The 21211-nt window shown below is 63.2% G+C and carries 20 protein-coding genes; 13 read left to right on the top strand and 7 right to left on the bottom strand.

From position 1 onward, the window contains the following. The 9 genes from AWB68_RS26670 to AWB68_RS26625 all read left to right on the top strand — a co-directional run. The coding region (locus AWB68_RS26670) for a cytochrome c oxidase subunit 3 (RefSeq protein ID WP_200828797.1) at window positions 1-90 on the top strand (90 nt) is incomplete at its 5' end. Between the two features lie 10 nt (window positions 91-100). Continuing rightward, window positions 101-595, top strand: coding sequence for a hypothetical protein (locus AWB68_RS26665; protein WP_125483046.1), 495 nt, complete (start codon window positions 101-103; stop codon window positions 593-595). Window positions 596-599: 4 nt separating this feature from the next. Further along, entirely contained in the window at window positions 600-1910 is a 1311-nt protein-coding gene (locus AWB68_RS26660) for a c-type cytochrome (protein WP_087647341.1), read from the top strand. A 207-nt stretch (window positions 1911-2117) separates the two neighbouring features. Further along, window positions 2118-3131, top strand: a complete 1014-nt coding sequence (locus tag AWB68_RS26655) for an AraC family transcriptional regulator (protein WP_327383324.1) — start codon at window positions 2118-2120, stop codon at window positions 3129-3131. A 299-nt stretch (window positions 3132-3430) separates the two neighbouring features. Continuing rightward, on the top strand, window positions 3431-4489 hold the full coding sequence (locus tag AWB68_RS26650) for an ABC transporter substrate-binding protein (RefSeq protein WP_087647340.1): 1059 nt from the start codon (window positions 3431-3433) through the stop codon (window positions 4487-4489). A 68-nt stretch (window positions 4490-4557) separates the two neighbouring features. Beyond that, the gene (locus AWB68_RS26645) at window positions 4558-5358 is read left to right on the top strand and encodes an ATP-binding cassette domain-containing protein (RefSeq protein WP_087647339.1); all 801 of its coding nucleotides are present in this window, start codon (window positions 4558-4560) and stop codon (window positions 5356-5358) included. A 915-nt stretch (window positions 5359-6273) separates the two neighbouring features. Then, a complete protein-coding gene (locus AWB68_RS26635) occupies window positions 6274-7545 on the top strand; it encodes a sugar ABC transporter permease (protein ID WP_087647337.1) in 1272 nt (423 codons plus the stop codon). 24 nt (window positions 7546-7569) lie between these two features. Next, a complete protein-coding gene (locus AWB68_RS26630; RefSeq protein ID WP_087647336.1) occupies window positions 7570-8298 on the top strand; it encodes an SDR family oxidoreductase in 729 nt (242 codons plus the stop codon). Window positions 8299-8337: 39 nt separating this feature from the next. Then, window positions 8338-9981: an FGGY-family carbohydrate kinase gene (locus AWB68_RS26625; protein ID WP_087647335.1), complete on the top strand. Its 1644-nt coding sequence runs from the start codon at window positions 8338-8340 to the stop codon at window positions 9979-9981. Window positions 9982-10164: 183 nt separating this feature from the next. Here the strand turns inward: AWB68_RS26625 and AWB68_RS26620 are convergent, their stop codons facing one another. Beyond that, window positions 10165-10968 (bottom strand): DUF899 domain-containing protein, encoded by an 804-nt coding sequence (locus tag AWB68_RS26620; RefSeq protein ID WP_087647334.1) that lies wholly within the window; start codon window positions 10966-10968, stop codon window positions 10165-10167. A 256-nt stretch (window positions 10969-11224) separates the two neighbouring features. On the opposite strand from AWB68_RS26620, the gene AWB68_RS26615 reads away from it, so the two are divergent. Continuing rightward, window positions 11225-11701: a nucleoside deaminase gene (locus AWB68_RS26615; protein ID WP_087647333.1), complete on the top strand. Its 477-nt coding sequence runs from the start codon at window positions 11225-11227 to the stop codon at window positions 11699-11701. Window positions 11702-11716: 15 nt separating this feature from the next. Here the strand turns inward: AWB68_RS26615 and AWB68_RS26610 are convergent, their stop codons facing one another. The 6 genes from AWB68_RS26610 to AWB68_RS26585 all read right to left on the bottom strand — a co-directional run bounded on the left by AWB68_RS26610 (window position 11717) and on the right by AWB68_RS26585 (window position 18438). Continuing rightward, window positions 11717-12550, bottom strand: a complete 834-nt coding sequence (locus AWB68_RS26610; RefSeq protein WP_087647332.1) for an ABC transporter permease — start codon at window positions 12548-12550, stop codon at window positions 11717-11719. Window positions 12551-12577: 27 nt separating this feature from the next. After that, window positions 12578-13831, bottom strand: a complete 1254-nt coding sequence (locus AWB68_RS26605) for an ABC transporter permease (protein ID WP_087647331.1) — start codon at window positions 13829-13831, stop codon at window positions 12578-12580. Between the two features lie 67 nt (window positions 13832-13898). Then, window positions 13899-14945, bottom strand: coding sequence for an ABC transporter substrate-binding protein (locus tag AWB68_RS26600; protein WP_087647330.1), 1047 nt, complete (start codon window positions 14943-14945; stop codon window positions 13899-13901). Between the two features lies 1 nt (window position 14946). Further along, on the bottom strand, window positions 14947-16128 hold the full coding sequence (locus tag AWB68_RS26595) for an ABC transporter ATP-binding protein (RefSeq protein WP_087647329.1): 1182 nt from the start codon (window positions 16126-16128) through the stop codon (window positions 14947-14949). Window positions 16129-16167: 39 nt separating this feature from the next. Next, window positions 16168-17316, bottom strand: a complete 1149-nt coding sequence (locus AWB68_RS26590; protein ID WP_087647328.1) for an aromatic ring-hydroxylating oxygenase subunit alpha — start codon at window positions 17314-17316, stop codon at window positions 16168-16170. Window positions 17317-17511: 195 nt separating this feature from the next. After that, window positions 17512-18438, bottom strand: coding sequence for a LysR family transcriptional regulator (locus AWB68_RS26585; RefSeq protein WP_087647327.1), 927 nt, complete (start codon window positions 18436-18438; stop codon window positions 17512-17514). A gap of 253 nt (window positions 18439-18691) precedes the next feature. On the opposite strand from AWB68_RS26585, the gene AWB68_RS26580 reads away from it, so the two are divergent. Genes AWB68_RS26580 through AWB68_RS26570 form a run of 3 tightly spaced genes read left to right on the top strand, consistent with a single transcriptional unit; the run spans window position 18692 to window position 21208 of the window. Beyond that, window positions 18692-20029: a flavin-containing monooxygenase gene (locus AWB68_RS26580; protein ID WP_087647326.1), complete on the top strand. Its 1338-nt coding sequence runs from the start codon at window positions 18692-18694 to the stop codon at window positions 20027-20029. A gap of 53 nt (window positions 20030-20082) precedes the next feature. Then, a complete protein-coding gene (locus AWB68_RS26575) occupies window positions 20083-20520 on the top strand; it encodes a RidA family protein (protein WP_087647325.1) in 438 nt (145 codons plus the stop codon). Between the two features lie 10 nt (window positions 20521-20530). After that, window positions 20531-21208, top strand: a complete 678-nt coding sequence (locus AWB68_RS26570; protein ID WP_087647324.1) for a DUF1028 domain-containing protein — start codon at window positions 20531-20533, stop codon at window positions 21206-21208. The last annotated feature ends 3 nt before the right edge of the window (window positions 21209-21211 follow it).

Below are 21211 nucleotides of genomic sequence, written 5' to 3'. Positions count from 1 at the left end.
CTAACTATCGGTGGGCTGTATTGGCACTTCGTGGACGTCGTGTGGTTGTTCATCTTTACGACGCTGTACTTGTCGCCCTACGTGCTTTAGGAGAATGAACGTGCTTGCGCAGATGGTTCGGCCGCCGTCCGGTTCTGCGAGTTCGCCCTCCGATGGCGCCGGTGGGTCGCGGCGCGCGACGCATCCGGCACCGAAGCGCGAACGAGTCCGGCCAGTGTTCCTGCTGGCGGGATTGGTCGTGGCGCCGCTCGCGTGGATCATCCAGATTTGCACGAGTGAAGCGTTAGCCTCGCAAGCGTGCTTTCCGATGGGGCACCCTTTGTCCGCGCCGGAACTCACGTCGCTTTTGCGAATCGTTGCCGCTGTGAGCGTGGGGGCTTTTGTGCTCGGCAGCCTGGGCTTTGCGGCGGCCTGGACGAGTTGGCGTGCGGCACGTACCGACCTTGATGAAAGCAGTGCAGCAGGCTTGCCGGAGCGTGGAAGGCGCACGCGATTTCTCGCGCTGGTCGGCGTCCTCGGCAGTCCGGTTTTCATGCTCGGACTGTTGCTGACGGCGATGGCGGCCCTGGTCGTGTCGCCATGCGCGGGGTGGTGAACCCATGTCCAGACTTCGAGCGATCATGGTCCGGCTAGTCGCCATTGGCCTGGCGATGAGCGCCAGCGGCGACGCTACCGGGCAAACGATAGATGGAGCTACGCCTGTCGACGACGCGGCCCTGATCGCACGCGGCGACTACCTCGCGAAAGCAGCAGACTGCGCGGGCTGCCACACGGCGCCGAAGGGTGGCGCTCCGTTTGCGGGCGGCCTGGGAATGGCGTCTCCATTCGGAACGATCGTCAGCAGCAACATCACGCCCGACCCGCAGTACGGTATCGGCGCCTACCGCTATGAGGATTTTGCACGCACGCTGCGCGAGGGCGTCGCGCGTGGCGGGAAGCATCTGTATCCAGCGATGCCGTATCCGTCATACTCGAAGATCGCAGACGACGACATGCGTGCCCTCTACGCGTACTTCCTGCATGGCGTGCAACCCGTTCATACGCAACCGCCCGCGACCAAGTTGCCGTTTCCGTTCAACCAACGCTGGGTCCTGGCGTTCTGGAACCTGGCGTTCGCACCCAACGGCGTGTACGAGCCACGCAGTGACCGCGACGCGCAATGGAATCGCGGCGCTTACCTCGTGCAGGGACTCGGACATTGCGGTGCCTGCCACACGCCGCGTGGCCCGGCCTTTGAAGAGCGCGCCTACACCGAAAGCTCGGATGCCTATCTCATCGGCGGCGTAAATGACCATTGGTTCGCGCCCAACCTCACAGCGGACTCGGGTTCCGGACTGGGACGTGTACCGGCCGAACACATTGCGTCGTTTCTAAAAAATGGTCACGGCGGCGGGCTGGTGACTTTTGGCAGCATGGTGCAAGTCGTCGAGGACAGCACCCAATACATGAGCGACGATGACCTCACCGCAATTGCCCGTTACCTGAAAAGTCTGCCGGCCCAACGCCCATCAGGTGCTTATGAGCCGGCTTCGCTGCGCGCTCGACAGGGCGTTGAAGCGCTGCGCACGGGCGCGGTCCAACGTCCGGGCGCTGGCATTTTTTTGTCGTTCTGCGCCAAATGCCATCAGGCCGACGGGATGGGAAAGCCTCTGAAGTACCCCCGGCTGGCGGGCAATCCGGCTGTCCTTGCGGCCGATCCGACATCGCTGATCCGGCTTCTGGTCGAAGGAGGGCAAAGTCCGCAGACAACGAGCGGTCCGCCGCGGGAAAAGATGCCCGCGTTCGACAAGAAGCTGACGAGCGAGGAGATGGCGCAGGTCCTGACGTTTGTTCGCGGCACGTGGGGCAATAGCGCGGCGCCGGTGACCGCCCACCAAGTGATCGCGCTGCGCGACGGGATTCATAAATAGCGCTGCGCATAGCTGGCAAGGCTGCTGCATTGCACAAAAGTTGACTCCAAACCCCGTACGGACTTACCCCGATGCAAATTAGTATCGGTTTGCAGTCTCATTTTCAGTGGTGAAATGTCCGCGACAGGGCTAACTTTCACACATGGCAAAGCGCGATGCGATTGACGCGAATCGCTCTAAAAAAATAGCAGGTCAGGAGGCGGACAGATGGAGACAAGTGTCAGCGGCATGGCGTGTCGATGCGGAACGTGCGATGACTGCCGCGCGGCGCGCACGGCGCGTAAGGACGCACGGCATCTCAACATCCTCCAGCCCGACCTGGAACTGGTGGCCGTGCCGCGCGATGAATCGTTCAAGGTCTGGTCGCACGGTTATCCGTATCGCACGGTGCGCTGGCACTTCCATCCTGAATACGAAATCCAGATCATTACCTCGACGACGGGCAAATACTTCGTCGGCGATTTCATCGGCAGCTTCGAGCCCGGCAATCTCGTGATGACGGGACCGAACCTGCCGCACAACTGGGTCAGCAATGTGCCGCACGGCGAACGTGTCGACGAACGCTGTCTCATCCTGCAATTCGATGCCGAGGTGATCGCGCAGGCCATCAAGGCGTTCCGGGAACTCAAGCGCGTGGAGTGCCTGCTCGATGCATCGCGGTGGGGTGTGCTGTTCACGCCGAAAACGGGCGCTGCCGCCGAGCCGATCATGCGCGAGATGCTGGGCGCGCAAGGCATGCGGCGCATCACGTTGTTCCTTGAATTGCTCGACTTGCTCGTGCAAAGCACCGAGCAGGCAAAGCTCGCAAGCGCCGCTTATCGTGCGGACCCGTCGCACTATGCCGAGACGCGCATCAATCATGTGCTTTCCTATATCGGCAAGAACCTGTCGCAGGAGTTGCGCGAAACGGAGCTGGCGGAGCTAGCCGGCCAAAGCGCCAGCGCCTTTTCGCGATACTTCCGGCGTCATACGGGCGTGCCCTTCGTGCAGTATGTGAACCGTCTGCGCATCAATCTGGCGTGCCAATTGCTGATGTCGGGCGAACTGAGCATCACCGATATCTGCTATCAGGTGGGCTTCAACAATCTCTCGAATTTCAATCGCCAGTTTCTGTTGCTGAAAGAGATGTCGCCGTCGCGATGGCGCGCGTATCAGCAGCTCAACGCTGCCAGCGCGACTGAATCGTCCGATCCTGCGCACGCCCTCGAAGCGGTCGGCTAGCGCGGTGCTGGCACAAGGCAGTCCACGACGTACCCGCGACCCCGATGTTCGTTTGATTCTTTAGCCACGCTCGGCAGTTGTGCTGGCGAGCAAAACGCAACGTTCGACGCCGTTCTTAACGACACCATGAACTACGACGCAGCCAGTGGTCCGTCTCCGCGCTAACGCAGTCGAAGCGCTTGTCAGGAACTTGTTTGGGCACCATTGGCAAAGCTGACGAACTTCAACAAGAAGCCTCACCCGCGGCCCAACCACGGCAGCATCTGCGCCGTAGTTTTTCCAAAACACGGAGACACAAGATGACCAGACTTTCGAACCATCTGATCGGCGCCAGCGCGCTGAGCCTGAGCCTGATGAGCGGCACGGCGGCACTCGCCGCGCCCAGTGGCACGGTCGCCTTCCTGATGCCCGACCAGGCGTCGACGCGTTACGAACAGCATGACTTCCCCGGCTTCAAGGCCGAAATGAGCAAGCTCTGTCCCGACTGCAAGGTGCTCTACCAGAACGCCAATGCCGACGTCGCGCAGCAACAGCAGCAGTTCAATTCCGTGATCGCGCAGGGCGCCAAGGTGATCGTCCTCGATCCGGTGGACTCGACCGCTGCCGCTTCTCTGGTCCACATGGCGCAGGGCCAGGGCATCAAGGTGATCGCCTATGACCGGCCGGTGCCTTCGACGCCGGCCAACTACTACGTCTCGTTCGACAACGAAGGGATCGGCAAGGCGATCGCGGAGTCGCTGGTCCAGCACTTGAAGGAGACGGGCGTCCCGACCGGAAAGGGCGGGGTGCTCGAGGTCAACGGTTCGCCGACCGACGCGGCGGCGGGATTGATCAAGAAGGGCATCCACGCCGGGTTGCAGGGCAGCGGCTACAAGACGCTGGCCGAGTACGACACGCCCGACTGGGCGCCGCCGAAGGCCCAGCAGTGGGTCAGCGGGCAGATCACGCGCTTCGGGTCGCAGATTGTCGGCGTCGTGGCCGCCAACGACGGCACGGGCGGCGGGGCTGTCGCGGCGTTCAAGGCAGCGGGCGTGAACCCGGTGCCCCCCGTGACCGGGAACGACGCGACGCTTGCGGGCTTGCAACTGATCATCGCTGGCGACGAGTACAACACGATCCTCAAGCCGAGCGAGATCGTCGCGGCCGCGGCGGCGAGGGCGGCCGTCGGCTTCCTGTCGGGCCAGACGCCGAAGGCTGAAACGACGCTCTTCAACACGCCGTCCCAACTCTTCAAGCCCGCGGTGATCACGGCGAAGAATCTGAAGGCGGAAGTCGTCGACAAGGGGTTCGCGAACGCCAAGGACCTCTGCACCGACCGCTATGCCGAAGGGTGCAAGAAGCTGGGAATCACGAACTGATCTGGCGCCATCCCGGACGGGATCCGGCACGACGCCGGGTCCGTCCACTCTGATGAGGTATCCGTCTCATGACTGACAACTCCCTACCACGGTCCGGCTCGGGCGAGCTGGTGCTGAGCCTGCGCGGCGTCTCGAAGCACTTCGGAGCGGTCTCGGCCCTGACGGACATCGAGCTCGACGTGCACGCCGGTGAAGTGGTCGCGCTGGTGGGCGACAACGGGGCCGGGAAATCGACGCTGGTGAAGGTTCTCGCCGGCGTCCACCAACCGAGCACCGGCACGATCAGTTTTCGCGGCAAGGAGGTCACGCTGCCCGATCCGGCTGCGGCGCTCGATCTTGGCATCGCGACGGTGTTCCAGGACCTGGCGCTGTGCGAAAACCTCGATGTCGTCGCGAATATCTATCTCGGGCGCGAGTTGAATCCGCTGCGCCTCGACGAGGTCGCGATGGAAGTGAAGGCGTGGACGCTCCTGAACGAGTTGTCGGCGCGGATTCCGAGCGTGCGGGACGTGGTTGCTTCGTTGTCGGGCGGGCAGCGCCAGACGGTGGCGATCGCCCGTTCGCTGCTGCTGGACCCGAAGCTGATCATGCTCGACGAGCCGACGGCGGCGCTGGGCGTGGCCCAGACCGCTGAGGTGCTGAACCTGATCGAGCGGGTGCGCGACCGCGGCCACGCGGTGATCATGATCAGCCACAACATGGAGGATGTCCGCGCCGTGGCGGACCGGATCGTGGTGTTGCGGCTTGGCCGTAACAACGGCGTGTTCTATCCGGATTCCTCGAATCAGGAACTCGTCGCTGCGATTACGGGTGCTACCGAGAATGCTGTATCGCGGAGGGCTGGGCGGCGGCAGGCCCTGGACGCTTAGGTTATTCGCTGGCGCTTGGGGTCGGTTTTGGGTTACACCCGTTTGATGTTTTTGCGCTTCTATGGAACTTGTTTTCTTATTGGTTTATTTGCTCTGCCCCTGTCCGGGGCGGGACGGGTCATCGCTGGCGCTTGGGTCGGGGGCGGGCTTCCCAACCGTTTGATGCGCTCAGGCTCCTATGGAACTTGCTTTGTTTTTGGTTTATTAGCTCTGCCCCTGTCCGGGGCGGGACTCACTTTCTTTGCTGCTGCAAAGAAAGTAAGCAAAGAAAGCAGCTTCCCACCCCGAATGCTTGCCATGCGCCGCCAGCCCGTTATATCGGAGTGGTCCAACCGGGGGAGTGTCGTTAGCGGGGTTTGATCGTTGTTGGCATGTAGAAGAGGCGCGCACGTCGCACCGCTAAACGAAGTGGAACAGCAGTCATTCATCCGTCCCGGCACTTCGTGCCCGACGACAGGTTCGCTAAGCGGTGAATTGAAGCATGCAGCATGCACAAACGTAGCGAAGTAGCGATGGGTTTTAGTTTTGCCTGACGGGTGAGCGCGAAGCGCGAGACTGGATGAATGACTGCTGGTCCACTTTGTATCGTGGTGCGATGCCCGTACCTCTTCTACATGCCAACAACGATGAAACCCCGCTAACGACACTCCCCCGGTTGGACCACTCTGGGGGAGCGGTCTGGCGGCGCATGGCAAGGATTGGCGGTGGAAAGCTGCTTTCTTTGCTTACTTTCTTTGCAGCAGCAAAGAAAGTGAGTCCCGCCCCGGACAGGGGCAGAGCAAATAGACCGAAACGAATACAAGTTCCATAGAAGCGCAAAAGCATCAAACGGTGTTACCCCAACCAGCCCCAAACCCACCCCACCCCAAACCCAAGCGCCAGCGACACATCAACCCCTAGTAGAAAGGAACGATCATGAGCAATGAACCGCAAGGCGCCCCACAGCCTGAAAGGCAAACCGCCCCGCTACTCGACCGCAGCGATGTCCGCGTCAAGCACGCCACCGGAATCAGCGGTGCAATCGCCGCGTTCGTCGAACGAGTACGCTCCGGCGATCTGGGATCGCTGCCGGTCATCGCGGGCCTCGTCATCATATGGACCGTGTTCACCAGCCTGAACCCGGTGTTCCTCTCAGCCGACAACCTCGTGAACCTGCTGTTCGACTGCTCGACCGTCGGCGTGATCTCGCTCGGCATCGTCTGCGTCCTGATGGTCGGACAGATCGATCTGTCGGTCGGCTCGATGAGCGGCTTCGCTTCGGCGCTCTTGGGCATGCTCTGGGTCAATCACGGCTGGCCGGTGCTCGTCGCCATCGTCGCTGCGATCGTCGTCGGCGCAGTGGTCGGCGCCCTGTACGCGCTGCTGCTCAACCGGCTCGGCATGCCGAGCTTCGTCGCGACGCTGGCCGGGCTGCTCGCGATCCTCGGGATGCAGTTGTACGTGCTCGGCGCCACCGGGTCGATCAACCTGCCCTACGGCTCGACGATGGTGAACCTCGGGCAGCTCATGATCATCCCCGCCATCGTTTCGTACATCCTCGCGCTGGCGCCGGGTGCCGTGATCCTCGGGGTCGGGCTGCGCACGCGTGAGCGCCGCCGCGCGTCCAATCTCTCCGCACCCTCGGTGGGCAGCCTGCTCGCGCGCAGCCTCGCGATTACCGTGCTGCTGGTGGTCGTGGTCGCGTATCTCAACCTGGGACGCGGCGTTCCGCTGATGTTCGGCATCTTCCTCGGCCTCGCGGTCGTGATGGACTACGCGCTGACGAGAACGCGCTGGGGCCGTTCGATGAGCGCGGTCGGCGGCAATCACGAAGCCGCGAGGCGGGCGGGCATCAATGTCAGCGCCATCTACACCAGCGCCTTCGTGCTGTGCGCCAGCTTCGCCGCGCTCGGCGGCGTGCTGACGGCGGCACGGCTGGCGTCAGCGAGTCAGCAGGCCGGCAGCGGCGACGTGAACCTCAACGCCATCGCAGCGGCCGTGATCGGCGGCACCAGTCTCTTCGGCGGCCGTGGCAGCGCGTATTCGGCGGTGCTGGGCATCATCGTGATCCAGTCGATCGCGAGCGGCCTGACGCTCCTGAACCTGTCGTCGTCGCTGCGCTTCATGATCACCGGCGCGGTGCTGGCGATTGCGGTGATCGTCGATTCGCTCGCCCGTCAGTCCCGCGTCTCGCACGGCCGCGCGTAATCGCAGCAAACAAGGAGAGCAAGAATGAATGATTCGATGAAAGGCAAGGTTGCCGCCATCACGGGCGCGGCATCGGGCATCGGCCTCGCGTGCGCGCGTACCCTGCTCGCGGAAGGTGCGAAGGTCGTTCTGGTCGACCGCGCGAAGGACAGGCTCGAACAGCTTTGCGCGGAACTCGGACCGAACGCGCTGCCGCTGGTCGTGAATCTGCTGCAGCCGTCGGAAGTCTCCGCGCTGCTGCCGAAGATCCTCGACGTCGCCGGCGGCCTCGACATCTTCCATGCGAACGCCGGCGCCTACATCGGCGGCGAAGTGGTGGATGGCAATCCCGACGAGTGGGATCGCATGCTGAACCTGAACATCAACGCCGCGTTCCGCTCGGTTCACGCCGTGCTGCCGCACATGGTCGCGCAGAAATCAGGCGACATCATTTTCACCAGTTCCATCGCGGGCATCGTCCCGGTCGTGTGGGAGCCAATCTACACGGCCTCGAAATTCGCGGTGCAGGCCTTCGTCCATACGATCCGCCGCCAGCTCTCGAAGCATGGCGTGCGGGTCGGCGCGGTGTGTCCCGGCCCGGTCGTCACGGCGCTGCTCGACGACTGGCCGAAGGCGAAGATGGAAGAGGCGCTCGCCTCGGGCAGCCTGATGCAGCCCAAGGAGGTCGCCGACGCGGTGCTCTTCATGCTGACGCGGCCGCGCAACGTGACCGTCCGCGACCTCGTGATCCTTCCGAACAGCGTCGATCTCTGACACGCGTGTCAGACGCACCCCCACCATAGGCATTGAGCCATGACCTCAGAAAACACGACCTCCGGCGCGGCAGACGGCACGCGTCATGTGCGCTATGTCATCGGCGTCGACGTCGGCACGGGCAGCGCCCGCGCCGGCATCTTCGACAGTGCCGGCCGCATGGTGGCGTCGGCGAAGCGCGACATCACCCTGTTCCATGCGAGCGGCTCCATCGTCGAGCAATCGAGCGGCGAGATCTGGAACGCCGTCTGTCAATCGGTGAAGGATGCGTTGGCGCAGGCGGCCGTTTCGCCCGACCGGATCGCCGGCATCGGATTCGACGCCACCTGCTCGCTCGTCGTGCTGGGCGAGGGTGGAGCGCCCTTGCCGGTGGGTCCCTCCGAGCAGGCCGAGCGCGACATCATCGTCTGGATGGACCACCGCGCGGTGGAGCAGGCGGAGCGCATCAACGCGGGCGGCCACGAGGTGCTGAAATTCGTCGGCGGCAGGATCTCGCCGGAAATGGAGACGCCGAAGCTGCTATGGCTGCTGGAGAACAGGCCGGGCGTGTTTGCCGCGGCCTGGCAGTTCTTCGACCTGACCGACTTCCTGACCTGGCGCGCAACCGGGGATTTGTCCCGATCCACCTGCACGGTCACCTGCAAATGGACCTATCTGGCGCACGAGCGTCGCTGGGACGAGAGCTACTTCCGCAGCGTTGGCCTCGGCGTGCTGGCGGACGAGGCGTTTGCGCGCATCGGCCAGAGCGTCGTCGACCCGGGGACGCCGCTAGGGAGCGGACTGAGCGCAAACGCCGCCGCTGAACTCGGCCTCCTCGCCGGAACGCCGGTCGCGACGGGCGTGATCGATGCGCATGCCGGCGGGATCGGCACGGTCGGCGCCGATGGTGAGCCGGAGTCGTGCCTCGGGTACGTGTTCGGCACCTCATCGTGCACGATGACCACGACCCGGAGTCCGGTGTTCGTCCCCGGCGTGTGGGGACCGTATTTTTCCGCGATGGTGCCGGATGCGTGGCTCAACGAAGGCGGTCAATCGGTGGCGGGTGCCGCGATCGAACGACTGCTTTCGATGCACCCGGCGACCCCCGACGCCCGGCGCCGCGCCGAGCACGAGGGACAGTCCCTGCCGGTGCTGCTCGCGGGCCTCGCGGCACAGGCGTCGGACGGCTTGTCGGGCGCGGTGTTGCTGGCCGACGGCCTGCATGTCGTCCCGGAGTTCCTGGGAAACCGTGCGCCCTTTGCGGACCCCCACGCACGGGCCGTGATCGCGGGCCTTGGCATGGACGACGACCTGAACAGCCTGGTCGCCCTCTACATCGCCGGGATTTGCAGTATCGGTTACGGCCTGCGCCAGATCATCGAAGCGCAGGCGGCGGCCGGTGCGCCGATCGAGCGGATCGTGATCAGCGGCGGCGCGGGACGGCTCGATCTCGTCCGGCAACTGCTCGCGGATGCAACGGGAAAGCCCGTGCTCGCGACGCAGGCTGAAGAGCCCGTTCTGCTCGGCGCCGCGATCCTGGGCGGCGTGGCGGGCCGCCTGTTCGACGACGTGCGCTCGGGGATGGCGAGCATGTCGCAGATCAGCAGGGCCTACCAGCCGGACGCAGGCGATATCGCCGCACTGCATGAAGCGCGGTATCGCGCCTTCAGGCAGTTGCAGAGCGTGGCGAGAGAGATCCGGTAGACGTGCGGAGAACGCCCCGCCACGGAATCGACAATCGGCGCCGCGATGATCGCGGATTCAATCCACGTGGCGTGGCGGTGGGCCGATGAACGGCGGCGCGTTCCAGAGTTCCGTTCATGAGGTGCTGGTAGCCTGAGTGCATCAAACGGCGCACACAGCACACCCGGCCCCCGCCGCCCCGGCTCACGACTTCGTGGCCGCGTCCTGATTCCGAAACGCAGCCTCTCCAGCATCCGACACCTCGACCCACTTCTTGTCCGGCGCCGCATCCGCGACATAACTGTCGTGCCAGTTCCACCATTTGTAGGTCGGCGTCTGGGGATAGCCCTCCGGCGAATCCTCCCAAACCTCTTGCCGGCCCATCGGCGTGATGTCGAAGTAGTTCCAGGTGCCTCCCATCTGCTCGTCGCCGCGATTGTTGAGGAAGTAAGTGCGGAACACGCGGTCGCCAGCGCGGTAGAACACGTTCGTGCCGTGCCACTCGTCCACGCCGAAATCGGCGTCGAAACGGTCGGTCACGGTGAACCACGGGATCTCCCAGCCCATCCTCGCTTTCAGCCGCGCGATGTCCGCCTGAGGCGCACGCGAGACGAAGACGAGGGTCGTGTCACGCGCGTTCAGGTGGGCGATGTGGGCGACCTGGTCGGCCACCATCGAGCAGCCCCGGCACGCGTGCTCGGGCCAGCCGAACACGCCCGGCTCGAAGAAGGCGCGGTAGACGATCAACTGACGCCGGCCGTCGAACAGGTCGAGCAGGCTGGCCTTGCCCGCAGGTCCGTCGAACGAATAGGCCGTCTCCACGGCCGTCCACGGCATCCGCCGACGCTCGGCGGCGAGGGCGTCGCGGGCGCGGGTATGGGCCTTTTCCTTCACGAGCAACTGCTGGCGGGCCGCCTCCCACGCCTCTGCCGACACGACCGGTGGTGTCTGCATGTCAGTTGGCTCGCTTTTCTGTCCGTTCTCCGCCGATGTATTCGATGTAGTCATGGCTCTCGCAATCTCCTAAGTTGGGCGAATGCCTGCGCCTCATGGCTGAGGCGCGGGTCTTTTCGCTGCTCATCGCTCGTGGTTTAGCACCGAGACAGTTTCGCACCGGAAAATCGAGCGTTGGGAGTAACAAGTGTGACGACATTCCGATTAAGCCGCTGATCGCAGCCGCGGCGCCCGGGTGGACACTGTCAGGGTATTCGACGCGAAACGGCACTATCATGTTGTCCCCACCAACATCGAATGGAGAGGCTGCATGCCCAATACGGAAGACTACCTGGTTGATTCGATCAGGCTTGCGATGGAGAACGTGCGCGATCGCAAGGCCGTGCCGTTTGGTGCCGTGCTCGTCAGGGATGGCAAGGTCGTGGCACGTTCGGTGAACGAGGTCGACGCGAACTGCGATCCCAGTGCTCACGCAGAAATGCAAGCCGTGCGTGCGGCCAGCAAGGCCCTGCGTACCACCGACCTCAGCGGCAGTGTCATGTACGCAAGCGGCTATCCTTGTTCCATGTGCTTGTCGGTGATGTATCTGGCTGGCGTCAGCCACGTGTACTACGCGTACTCCAATGAAGATGGGGAATCGTATGGCCTGTCGGCGGAGCGGGGTTACGCGGAACTGGCGAGGCCGATCGAGGAGCGCGAGATGAAGTTGACCTATGTGCCGGCCCGTGACGAAGGGGAGGATTTGTACGAGGCGTGGCGGCAGGCCACGGAGTTACCAGGGGCGTAAGCCAACCCGCCCGCCTCAAGTGCCGGCGAGCGCCTGGCTAGCCGCCGCCGCGCGGCCTCGCAGCCAATTGATGCTGGCGAAAAGCAGCACCGCGAACACGATCAACATCGTTGCCACCGCGAGGATCGAAGGATCGATGGAGTCGCGAATGCCGCTCCACATCTGCCGCGGCACGGTCCGTTGATCCGGCCCGCCGATAAACAGAATGACGATCACCTCGTCGAACGAGGTCGCGAAGGCGAAGACACTGCCGGTCGCGACCGCTGGCGTGATGAGCGGCAAGGTCACGCGTCTGAACGCGATCCACGGCGTCGCGCCAAGGCCGGACGCGGCACGCAGGAGACTCTGGTCGAACGAAAGCAGCGATGCCGTCACGGTGATGACCACGAACGGCGTGCCGAGCGCCGCGTGCGCCAGCACCACGCCGGGGTACGAGTTCACGAGACCGAGCGGCGCGAAGATCAGATAGAAACCCGCGGCGACCACGACGATCGGCACGATCATCGGCGAGATGATGATCGGCATTATCAGCGAGCGCAGCGGGAACTGCGCCCGGCTCAGGCCCAATGCGGCCAGCGTGCCGAGGCACGTGGCGATCAACGTGGATGCCGCGCCGATGCCGATGCTGTTCGCCAGCGACCGCTGCCAGTCCGCGCTCGTGAGCGCCTGTTCATACCAGCGCATCGAAAAGCCCTGCAACGGGTACGAGAAGTACGATCCCGAATTGAACGAGAGCGGGATGATCGCGAGAATCGGCGCAATCAGGAAGAACAGCACGAGCGCGGTATGGAAGCGCACCCAGCGCGCGGCGATGCGTTCCGTCAGTACCTTGTTGCGTTGGTCTTGCATGTCGTTCCTTCGTCGTATCCGCATCGTTCAACCGAAGCGCAGCCGGTCGATCCCGATGATCCGGTTGAACAGGAAATAGAAGATCGCCGTGAAGATCACGAGGTACGCCGAGAGCGCACCGGCAAGCCCCCAGTTGAGCTGCGTGTTCGTCTGTATCGCGATGAGCTGGCTGATCATCTCGTCACCCGAGCCGCCGAGCAGCGCAGGCGTGATGTAGTAACCGAGCGCGAGCACGAACACCAGGAAGCAGCCCGCGCCCACACCTGGCAGCGTCTGCGGTACGTAGATGCGCACGAACGCGGTCAGCGGATGCGCGCCGAGCGATTGCGCCGCACGCACATACACGGGCGAGACGCCCTTCATCACCGAGTAGATGGCGAGAATCATGTAGGGCAACAGCACGTGCGTCATGCCGATCAGCACGCCCGTCCGGTTGAAGATGAGCGCCACGGGATGCGTGACGAGGCCGAGTCCCATTAGCAGACTGTTGATGACGCCGCTCGGTTGCAGCAGCACGTACCATGCGGTCGTGCGTACCAGAAGCGAGGTCCAGAACGGCACGATCACGAACAGCATCAGGCGGTTGCTGCTTTTCGCGGGCAGGTTGGCGAGCAGCCACGCGACCGGATAGCCGAGCAAGAGGCACAGCAGCGTGACGGTGGCGCTGATCGTGATCGTGCGCACGAATGCCTGCCGATACACCGAAGCGTTCGCCGGCATGGAGACGACCGAGCCTTGCGGCGTCACCTGGGCGTCGACGGCTGCGAGCAAATAGTCCGGCGTGGGCGAGGCGGCGGCGCGCTTCAGCAAGCGCCAGATCTCCGGCGAATTCCAGCGCTCGTCGAGCTCGACGAGCGCGGGCTTCCACGCGGGCGGCGCGTCTGCAGGCAGTTGGCGCGCGGTGCGCATCAACAGGCTTCGGAACTCGGGCTGGGCGAAGTTCAGGCGCCGCGCGACGGTGCCGAGCTGCCCGCTCTGCTGTGCTTGCCTGAGTCCCGAAGCGAGCTGGGCGAACGTAGCCTCGTCCGGTACGCCACGCCCGTCCCACGCATCGAGCGCACGCGTGAGCGCGGGCATGCTGTCGGGCACTTCGCGGTTCTGCACGCTGCGCGCGAGCAGGAGCGCGATCGGCGCGATGAAGGTGGAAACCAGAAACACGATCAGCGGCAGCGCAAGCAAAAGCGCCTGAACTGCCGCGCGGCGGCGCGCCTTCTGATACGACGCGCGGCCGTCGGTTTTCGTTGGAGAGCCCGAAGGCGCGGCCGGGGCCGAAGCTGGCATGGTAGTGATCGCGGTCAAGTTGGGCTCTCGTCGGGCGGTGACGCTTCAGAACGGTCGAATGGCGGCGTTATTGCGTCAGCCACACCTGGAAGCGCTTGTTGATCTGGTCCGCGTTGTCGGCCCAGAAGTTCGCGTTGATCTGCACGGCGCGCTTGAAGTTGTTGGGCGCGGTCGGCAGGTCGGCGAGACGCTGCTTGTCGACGAGCGCAATCGCATCCTTGCGCGGCGGCGCATACGCGATGTACTTCGTCAGGTCCGCGTACGCCTTCGGCTGCGAAGCGGAGATGATGAATTTCGCGGCCGTATCGGCGTGCTTGGCGCCCGTCGGAATGCCCCACCATTCGAAGTCGTACACCTGCGCGTCCCAGACCGCCTTGAAGGGTTTGTTGTCCTTCTTGGCGGCATCGTCGATGCGGCCGTTGTAGACCTGCGTCATCACGACCGCGCCGTCCGCGAGCAATTGCGGCGCCTGCGCGCCAGCCTCCCACCACACGATGTTCTGCTTGATCGTATCGAGCTTCTTGAACGCGCGATCAACGCCGGCCGGCGTGCCGAGCACCTTGTAGACATCCTTCGGGTCGACGCCGTCCGCGATCAGCGCCCATTCCATCGTTACCTTCGGCGACTTGCGCAGGCCGCGCTTGCCGGGGAATTTCTGCAGGTCGAAGAAGTCGTTGACCGTCGTCGGCGGCGTCTTGAGCTTGCTCGCATCGTAGGCGTAGACCGTGGACCAGACCATGCTCGCCACCGCGCAATCGCTGATCGAGCCGGGGATGAAGTCGCTCGTCTTGCCCAGCGACTTCTTGTCGAACTTCATGAGCAGGCCTTCATCGCAAGCGGTGATCGCGTCGTTCGTTTCGAGGTCGATCAGGTCCCACGTGGTGTTCTTCGCCTGCTCCATCGCGGAGAGCTTGGCGAGTCCGCCGTCATACGATTCGGTCGAGAAGTTCACGCCGGTGGCCTGGGTGAACGGTTCGAAATACGCCTTCTTTGCAGCCGCCTCGTAGGCGCCGCCGAAGGTCACGACGGAGAGAGTCTCCGCTGCCTCTACGGTGACGCTGGCGAACGCGAGGATGGCGAGTGCGGCGCATTGGGTTTTGATTGAAGTGCGCATGTCAGTTGGCTCCTGCTGTGGCGGGCGTGATGGTTGAAGTTGACGGCGGGGTGGCGGAATGGAGCGCGGACGCGCTGCGTGGAGCGCTCATCGCGAGGATCTTGCAGTCGTCATGGCGCCACGCGATATCGATCGCGCTGCCGGGCGCGGGCAGGGCATGACGCTGCGTATTGGGCAGCTTCACGACGATGTCGTCCCGCGAGCCGAGCTTGAGATGCACGCGATGATGGTCGCCGCAATACACCAGTTCTTCGACGCGGGCGCGGACCACGTTGCTGTGTTCGTCCACGTGCATGCCCTCCGCGCTCGGGATATGCGCGCGCTCGGGGCGCAGCGCGAGCATCGCTTCGTCGCCCGAGCGCAGGCCGCATTCGCAACGGCCGCGAATGACGCTGCCATCCGACAGCGCGAGCGTCGCCCAGTCCTCGCCGGAATTGACGACGCGTCCGGTCAGCCCGTTGTTCTCGCCGACGAAGTTCGCGACGAATGCGTTCTGCGCGTTCTCGTAAAGCTCGCTTGGCGTGGCGGCCTGCTGAATGCGGCCGTCGGAGAAGACGGCGACGCGGTCCGACATCGTCAGCGCCTCGGCCTGATCGTGCGTGACGTAGACGATCGTGAGCGAGAGTTCGCGATGCAGCCGCATGATCTCGTACTGCATCGTCTCGCGCAGACGCTTGTCGAGCGCGCCGAGCGGTTCGTCCATCAGCACGACGCTCGGCTCGAACACGAGCGCGCGTGCGAGCGCCACACGTTGCTGCTGCCCGCCCGAGAGTTGCGCGGGACGCCGGTTCGCCAGATGCGGCAACTCGATCATCTCGAGCGCGCGCTTCACACGGGTCTTCTGCTCGGCGCGGCTCAGGTGCCGCACGGAGAGTGGAAACGCGACGTTCTCGGCAATCGTCAGATGCGGAAAGAGCGCATAGTTCTGGAACACCATGCCGATGTCGCGCTGATGGGGCGGCTTGTCGTCGAGACGGCGGCCGTCGAGGCGAATCTCACCCTGCGTCGGCGATTCGAATCCCGCGAGCATCATGAGCGTGGTCGTCTTGCCCGAACCCGACGGCCCGAGCAGCGACAGGAATTCTCCCTTGCGCACGTCGAGGTTCAAATCCTCCACGACGTAGTGCACGCCGTCATACGATTTGCTCACGCCCGAGAACGATATGAAGGAGGAGTTTGGCATCGTGATCGCGTCCTGTCGGAGTACCGCTGAATTCAAGGTTCAATGCTCGCCGAGCTGCTTCGCGAGATAGCGCGCGAAGTCATAGTTGGGGCGTTCGAGATGGCTGAGATTGCCGGGCTTCGCAAGCGGCGCATGCACGCCGCGAAAGACGGCTTCCACGCCGCGCTTGTCTTCCGCGTTGACTTCGTCGAGCAGCGTCTTGAGCGTCGCCATGTGGGCGTTGCCCTCGGGATCGGCGACGAACTCCGGCGCAAGCCCGCCTCCGAAGCGGATATGCACGCGCCCGACCCCTTGCGGCTGCAGTACCAGATACCAGAAGTAACCGGGCGTGAGCGTGATGAGGTGTGTCGGGTAGATCGCGAGCAACGCCGTGGTCTTGCGCCAGTGTCCCGTGAGACGCGTGTTGTCCGGATGCGCATTGCCGATGGGCAAGGACGCTTCCTTCGTGATCCAGTGATAGTTGAAGGCGGGAAAGCCCGGCGGGCATTCCATTTCCTCGAGCCGGGAATGCGGTCCTACTGTCGCGCGATGCAGGATCGGCAAGTGGTAGCTTTCCATGAAGTTCTCGGCAAGGATCTTCCAGTTGGTATCCCACACGTGTTCTTCATAGAAGGTTTCGACGTAGTCGGACATGCCGTATGCGTCGATGAGTCCGCTCAGTTCGGCGAGCTGCGCATGAACGGGCGGCGCGTTCTCGTCGAGCGTCACGTAGATCCAGCCCTGCCATTCCTCACAACGCACGGCGGGCAGCTTGTAGCTTTCCTTGCAGAAGCCCGCTTGCCGATCCATCATCGGTGCCCCGCGCAGCGCGCCATCGAGCGAATAATTCCACGCATGGTAAGGGCACACGATCCTGCGCACATTGCCGCGTCCTTCCAGCAGCACCGACATGCGATGCAGGCACACGTTCGACATCGCCTTGAGTTGCATCTGCTCATCGCGCAGGATCACGATGGGCTGTGCGCCGATGCGTGTCGTCAGATAGTCGCCGGGCGCTTTCAGCGCGCTTGCGCGGCCGACGCACTGCCATTCGCGTTCGAAGATATTGCGCTCTTCCAGTGACAGGAATTCTGCCGACGTATAGACACCCGGCGGCATGGAGTGCGCTTCGCTGAACGGCCGTTCGCAACCGGCCTGCAACGCCTCCACCAGCCGTTGCAGCGCGATCGTCCGTGCGGGGTTTGCCATGGAACCCTCCTTGATCAATCCCTGTGGGAGCGCGTCAACACGAGGCATTGCGGCGTTGCGCTCATCATGGTCAGAAATCTATCAAGCCAAATTGCCAGCCAAAATATTGTTTTTGGATACAAAGGAAAGCTTTTACCTATGCAGCGTTCGCAGGCTTCGACGCAGGTTCCGCGCACTCAACATCCGCAAATCAAATCATGCGTCGACATGCAGACGCTGTATATAGGTTTCGCAGAACGACGCGAAGCGCTGCACGACTTGCCGCGGCTTCATCGTGCGCGATTGCGCGATGCCTAGCGTCGTCGCGTTGACGTTGTCCTTGAAGCGCTTAATGACGAAGTCTTCGCCATCCACGGTGCGGTTCGACTTAAGCGGAAAATTGAGGATGCTATAGCCGAGGCCGTTGGCCACCATCCCGCGCACGACCTCCGGCTGCGACGAGCGAAAGGCGGGCACCGGACGGTTGCCCACTGCATCGAAGAGCGCGGCGAAGTACTCGCGGCTGTGCGGCAGATCCAGCATCACATAGGGCTCCGGCAGCAAGTCGGCGAGCGACACCTTGCGTGCGCGGGCGAGGCGGTGCGTCTTCGGCAGGATCGCGTAAGGCGGCAGCGACAGCAGCGGCGTGAAGGCGATGTCCTCGGTCAAATCGAGGCTATAGGTCAGGGCTATGTCAAGCGAGCCATCGTGCAGGCCGCGCAGAAGGCCGTCCTGATGCGCCTCGACGGTGCGAAACGAAATGCCCGCGTGCTCGCTCGTGAACCGGCTGATGAGTCTTGGCATGAGCGGCGGCGCGAGCGAGACGAGGCAGCCGAGTGTGATCGCGCCCGTCATGCCGCCGTCCATTTCCTTCGCGGCCATCTGCAATTCTTCGGCGATCTTCAGCAGATTGCGCGCCTGTCCGAGCAGATCGCGGCCGGCTTGTGTGAGCGACAGGCCGCTCGCATGATGTCGTATGAAGAGTTGCACGCCGAACGAGACTTCGAGGTCCGCGAGCGCCGTCGAAATCGACGGCTGGGAGATGTGCAAGCGCCGCGCGGCGGCGGTAAACGACAGCACTTCCGCGGTGACGACGAAATAGCGCAACTGCCGCAACGAGTAGCGCAAGGGGAGACTTTCCATCCGTAATGCTCCGCGATCGTGCTTCAATGGGCCGCATTGTGAAACGCTCAAAAAACCTTGCATAGCCAAACCCGATGCTCTGCATTTTTTTAATATATTTTTCGAATTCTAAAGGCGGGCGTAGATTTGCTTCAGGACGCACAGGCACTTTTTTCTCGCTAGCGACGCTTGCAAGCTTTGCCGCGCAGAACAATGCGAGATTGCGCGAAGCCATGATCGAGCCGAATCGAATCGCCTCTAGAAGGACATAGCCATGACAATGGAAAGAACGTCAATCGATACGCTCGTGGTCGGCGCCGGTCAGGCCGGCATCGCGATGAGCGAGCATCTGAGCCAGCTCGGCGTGCCGCATCTCGTCCTCGAACGCGATCGCATCGCCGAGCGCTGGCGCACGGCACGGTGGGATTCGCTGGTTGCGAATGGTCCCGCATGGCACGACCGTTTCCCCAATCTCGAATTCGAGGACGTCGATTCCGACGGCTTCGCTTCCAAAGACCAGGTTGCGGACTATTTCGTCGCCTATGCGAGGAAGTTCGACGCGCCCATCCGCACCGGCGTGGAAGTGAAGAGGGTCGTGCGCAATGCTGGGAGGCAGGGCTTCACCATCGAGACGTCCGAGGGCACGATCGAGGCTAACCGCGTGGTGGTCGCGACCGGACCTTTCCAGCGCCCCATCATTCCGCCGATTGCGTCAGGCGCCGGACATCTCACGCAGATTCATTCCGCCGACTATCGCAACCCTGAGCAACTGCCCGAAGGCGCCGTGCTGGTGGTCGGTGCAGGGTCGTCCGGCGTGCAAATCGCCGATGAGTTGCAGCGTTCGGGCAAGCAGGTCTATCTGTCGGTTGGACCGCATGACCGGCCGCCGCGTGCCTATCGCGGCCGCGACTTTTGCTGGTGGTTGGGCGTTCTCGGCGAATGGGACGCGGAGGTCATGAGGCCGGGCAAAGAACATGTGACCATTGCGGTGAGCGGTGCGCGTGGCGGCCATACGGTGGACTTCCGGCGACTTGCGCATCAGGGGATAACGCTCGTTGGCTTGACGAAGTCATTCGATGACGGCGTCGTGACGTTCGAACCGGATCTTGCACTGAACATTGCGCGTGGCGACGAGAACTATCTGTCGTTGTTGAATGCCGCCGACGCCTATGTTGCCCGCAACGGTCTGGACCTTCCGGAAGAACCGCAAGCTCGCGATATTCCTTCCGATCCAGAATGCGTGACCCATCCCATTCTCGACCTCGATCTGGCGAAGGCCGGCGTGACCTCGATCATCTGGGCGACGGGCTATGCGGTCGATTTCAGCTGGCTGGACGTCGACGCCTTCGACGAGAAGGGCAAGCCGAAACATCAGCGAGGCGTATCAAAGGAACCCGGCATCTATTTCCTTGGCTTGCCGTGGCTCTCGCGTCGCGGCTCCGCTTTCATCTGGGGCGTCTGGCACGATGCCAGACACATCGCGGACCATATCGTCACGCAGCGAAAATATCTCGCTTACCGCGATGCCTCGCAACGTCATGCGGGCGACGATCGTGACGGCGCGCATGCGGAATCGCGCGTGCACAAAGTCAGCGAGTTGGGCGTGAGTTGATGCCTGCTGCCGTTTAATCGCGATCCATTTCTTCCTAGCATCAAGGTGCATCGATGAACCAACCTACGCACACCCGCATTCGCATGTTCAACACGAAGGATACGTACCCGAACCAGACGCTCGACAACGATCTTTGTCAGGCCGTGCGCGCTGGCAACACCGTCTACGTGCGCGGCCAGGTCGGCACGGATTTCGACGGCAATCTGGTCGGGCTAGGCGATCCGCGCGCCCAGGCCGAGCAGGCGATGAAGAACCTCAAGCAACTGCTGGAAGAAGCGGGCAGCGACCTGTCTCACATCGTCAAGACGACGACCTATCTGATCGACCCGCGCTATCGTGAGCCGGTGTATCAGGAGGTCGGCAAGTGGCTGAAGGGCGTGTTTCCCATTTCCACCGGCCTGGTGGTGAGCGCGTTGGGGCAACCGCAGTGGTTGATGGAGATCGATGTGATCGCGGTGATCCCGGATGGCTGGAAGCCTCAAGAGGTCTAAGGAGTCGGACATGACATTCTCCGTTATCGGACGTTGCCCGGAAACCGGCCAGCTCGGGATTGCCATCAGTTCATCGAGTATCGCGGTGGGGGCGCGTTGCCCGTGGGTGCGCGCAGGCGTGGGCGCGGTGGCGACGCAGAACGTCACGTTGCCGGCGCTCGGCTCGCAGATTCTCGACTTCCTTGAGAGCATGAAGCTCGATTCTCAGGGCGCACTGGATCGAGCGCTGAGTGCCAATGAGTGGAGCGAGTATCGACAGGTGACCGTGATTGACGGTCAGGGTCGCACTGCGTTCTTTAGCGGCAAGGAAACGCTTGGCGTACACCATGCCGTGGCTGGGGAGCAATGCGTCGCTGCCGGCAACATGCTGGCGAGTGTCGAGGTCATCGGAGCGATGGTTCCGGCGTTTGAGAATGCGCGCGGCATGCTCGCTGACCGGCTGCTGGCGGCGATGCATGCTGCGATGGCGGCGGGTGGCGAAGCGGGGCCTGTGCATTCGGCGGCGCTTAAGATCGCGGGGGATTTGAGCTGGCCCCTCGTCGACTTGCGGGTTGACTGGGCGGATGACGATCCTATTGGTCAACTCGATGGTCTGTGGCAAGCCTATCGGCCGCAGATGCAGGACTATGTGACTCGCGCGTTGAATCCGACCGCGGCTCCGAGCTATGGCGTGCCGGGGAATCAATGAAAT

The sequence above is a fragment of the Caballeronia choica genome (assembly GCF_001544535.1).
GTDB lineage: Bacteria > Pseudomonadota > Gammaproteobacteria > Burkholderiales > Burkholderiaceae > Caballeronia > Caballeronia choica.
This window is presented reverse-complemented; position numbering and strand designations above follow the sequence as displayed.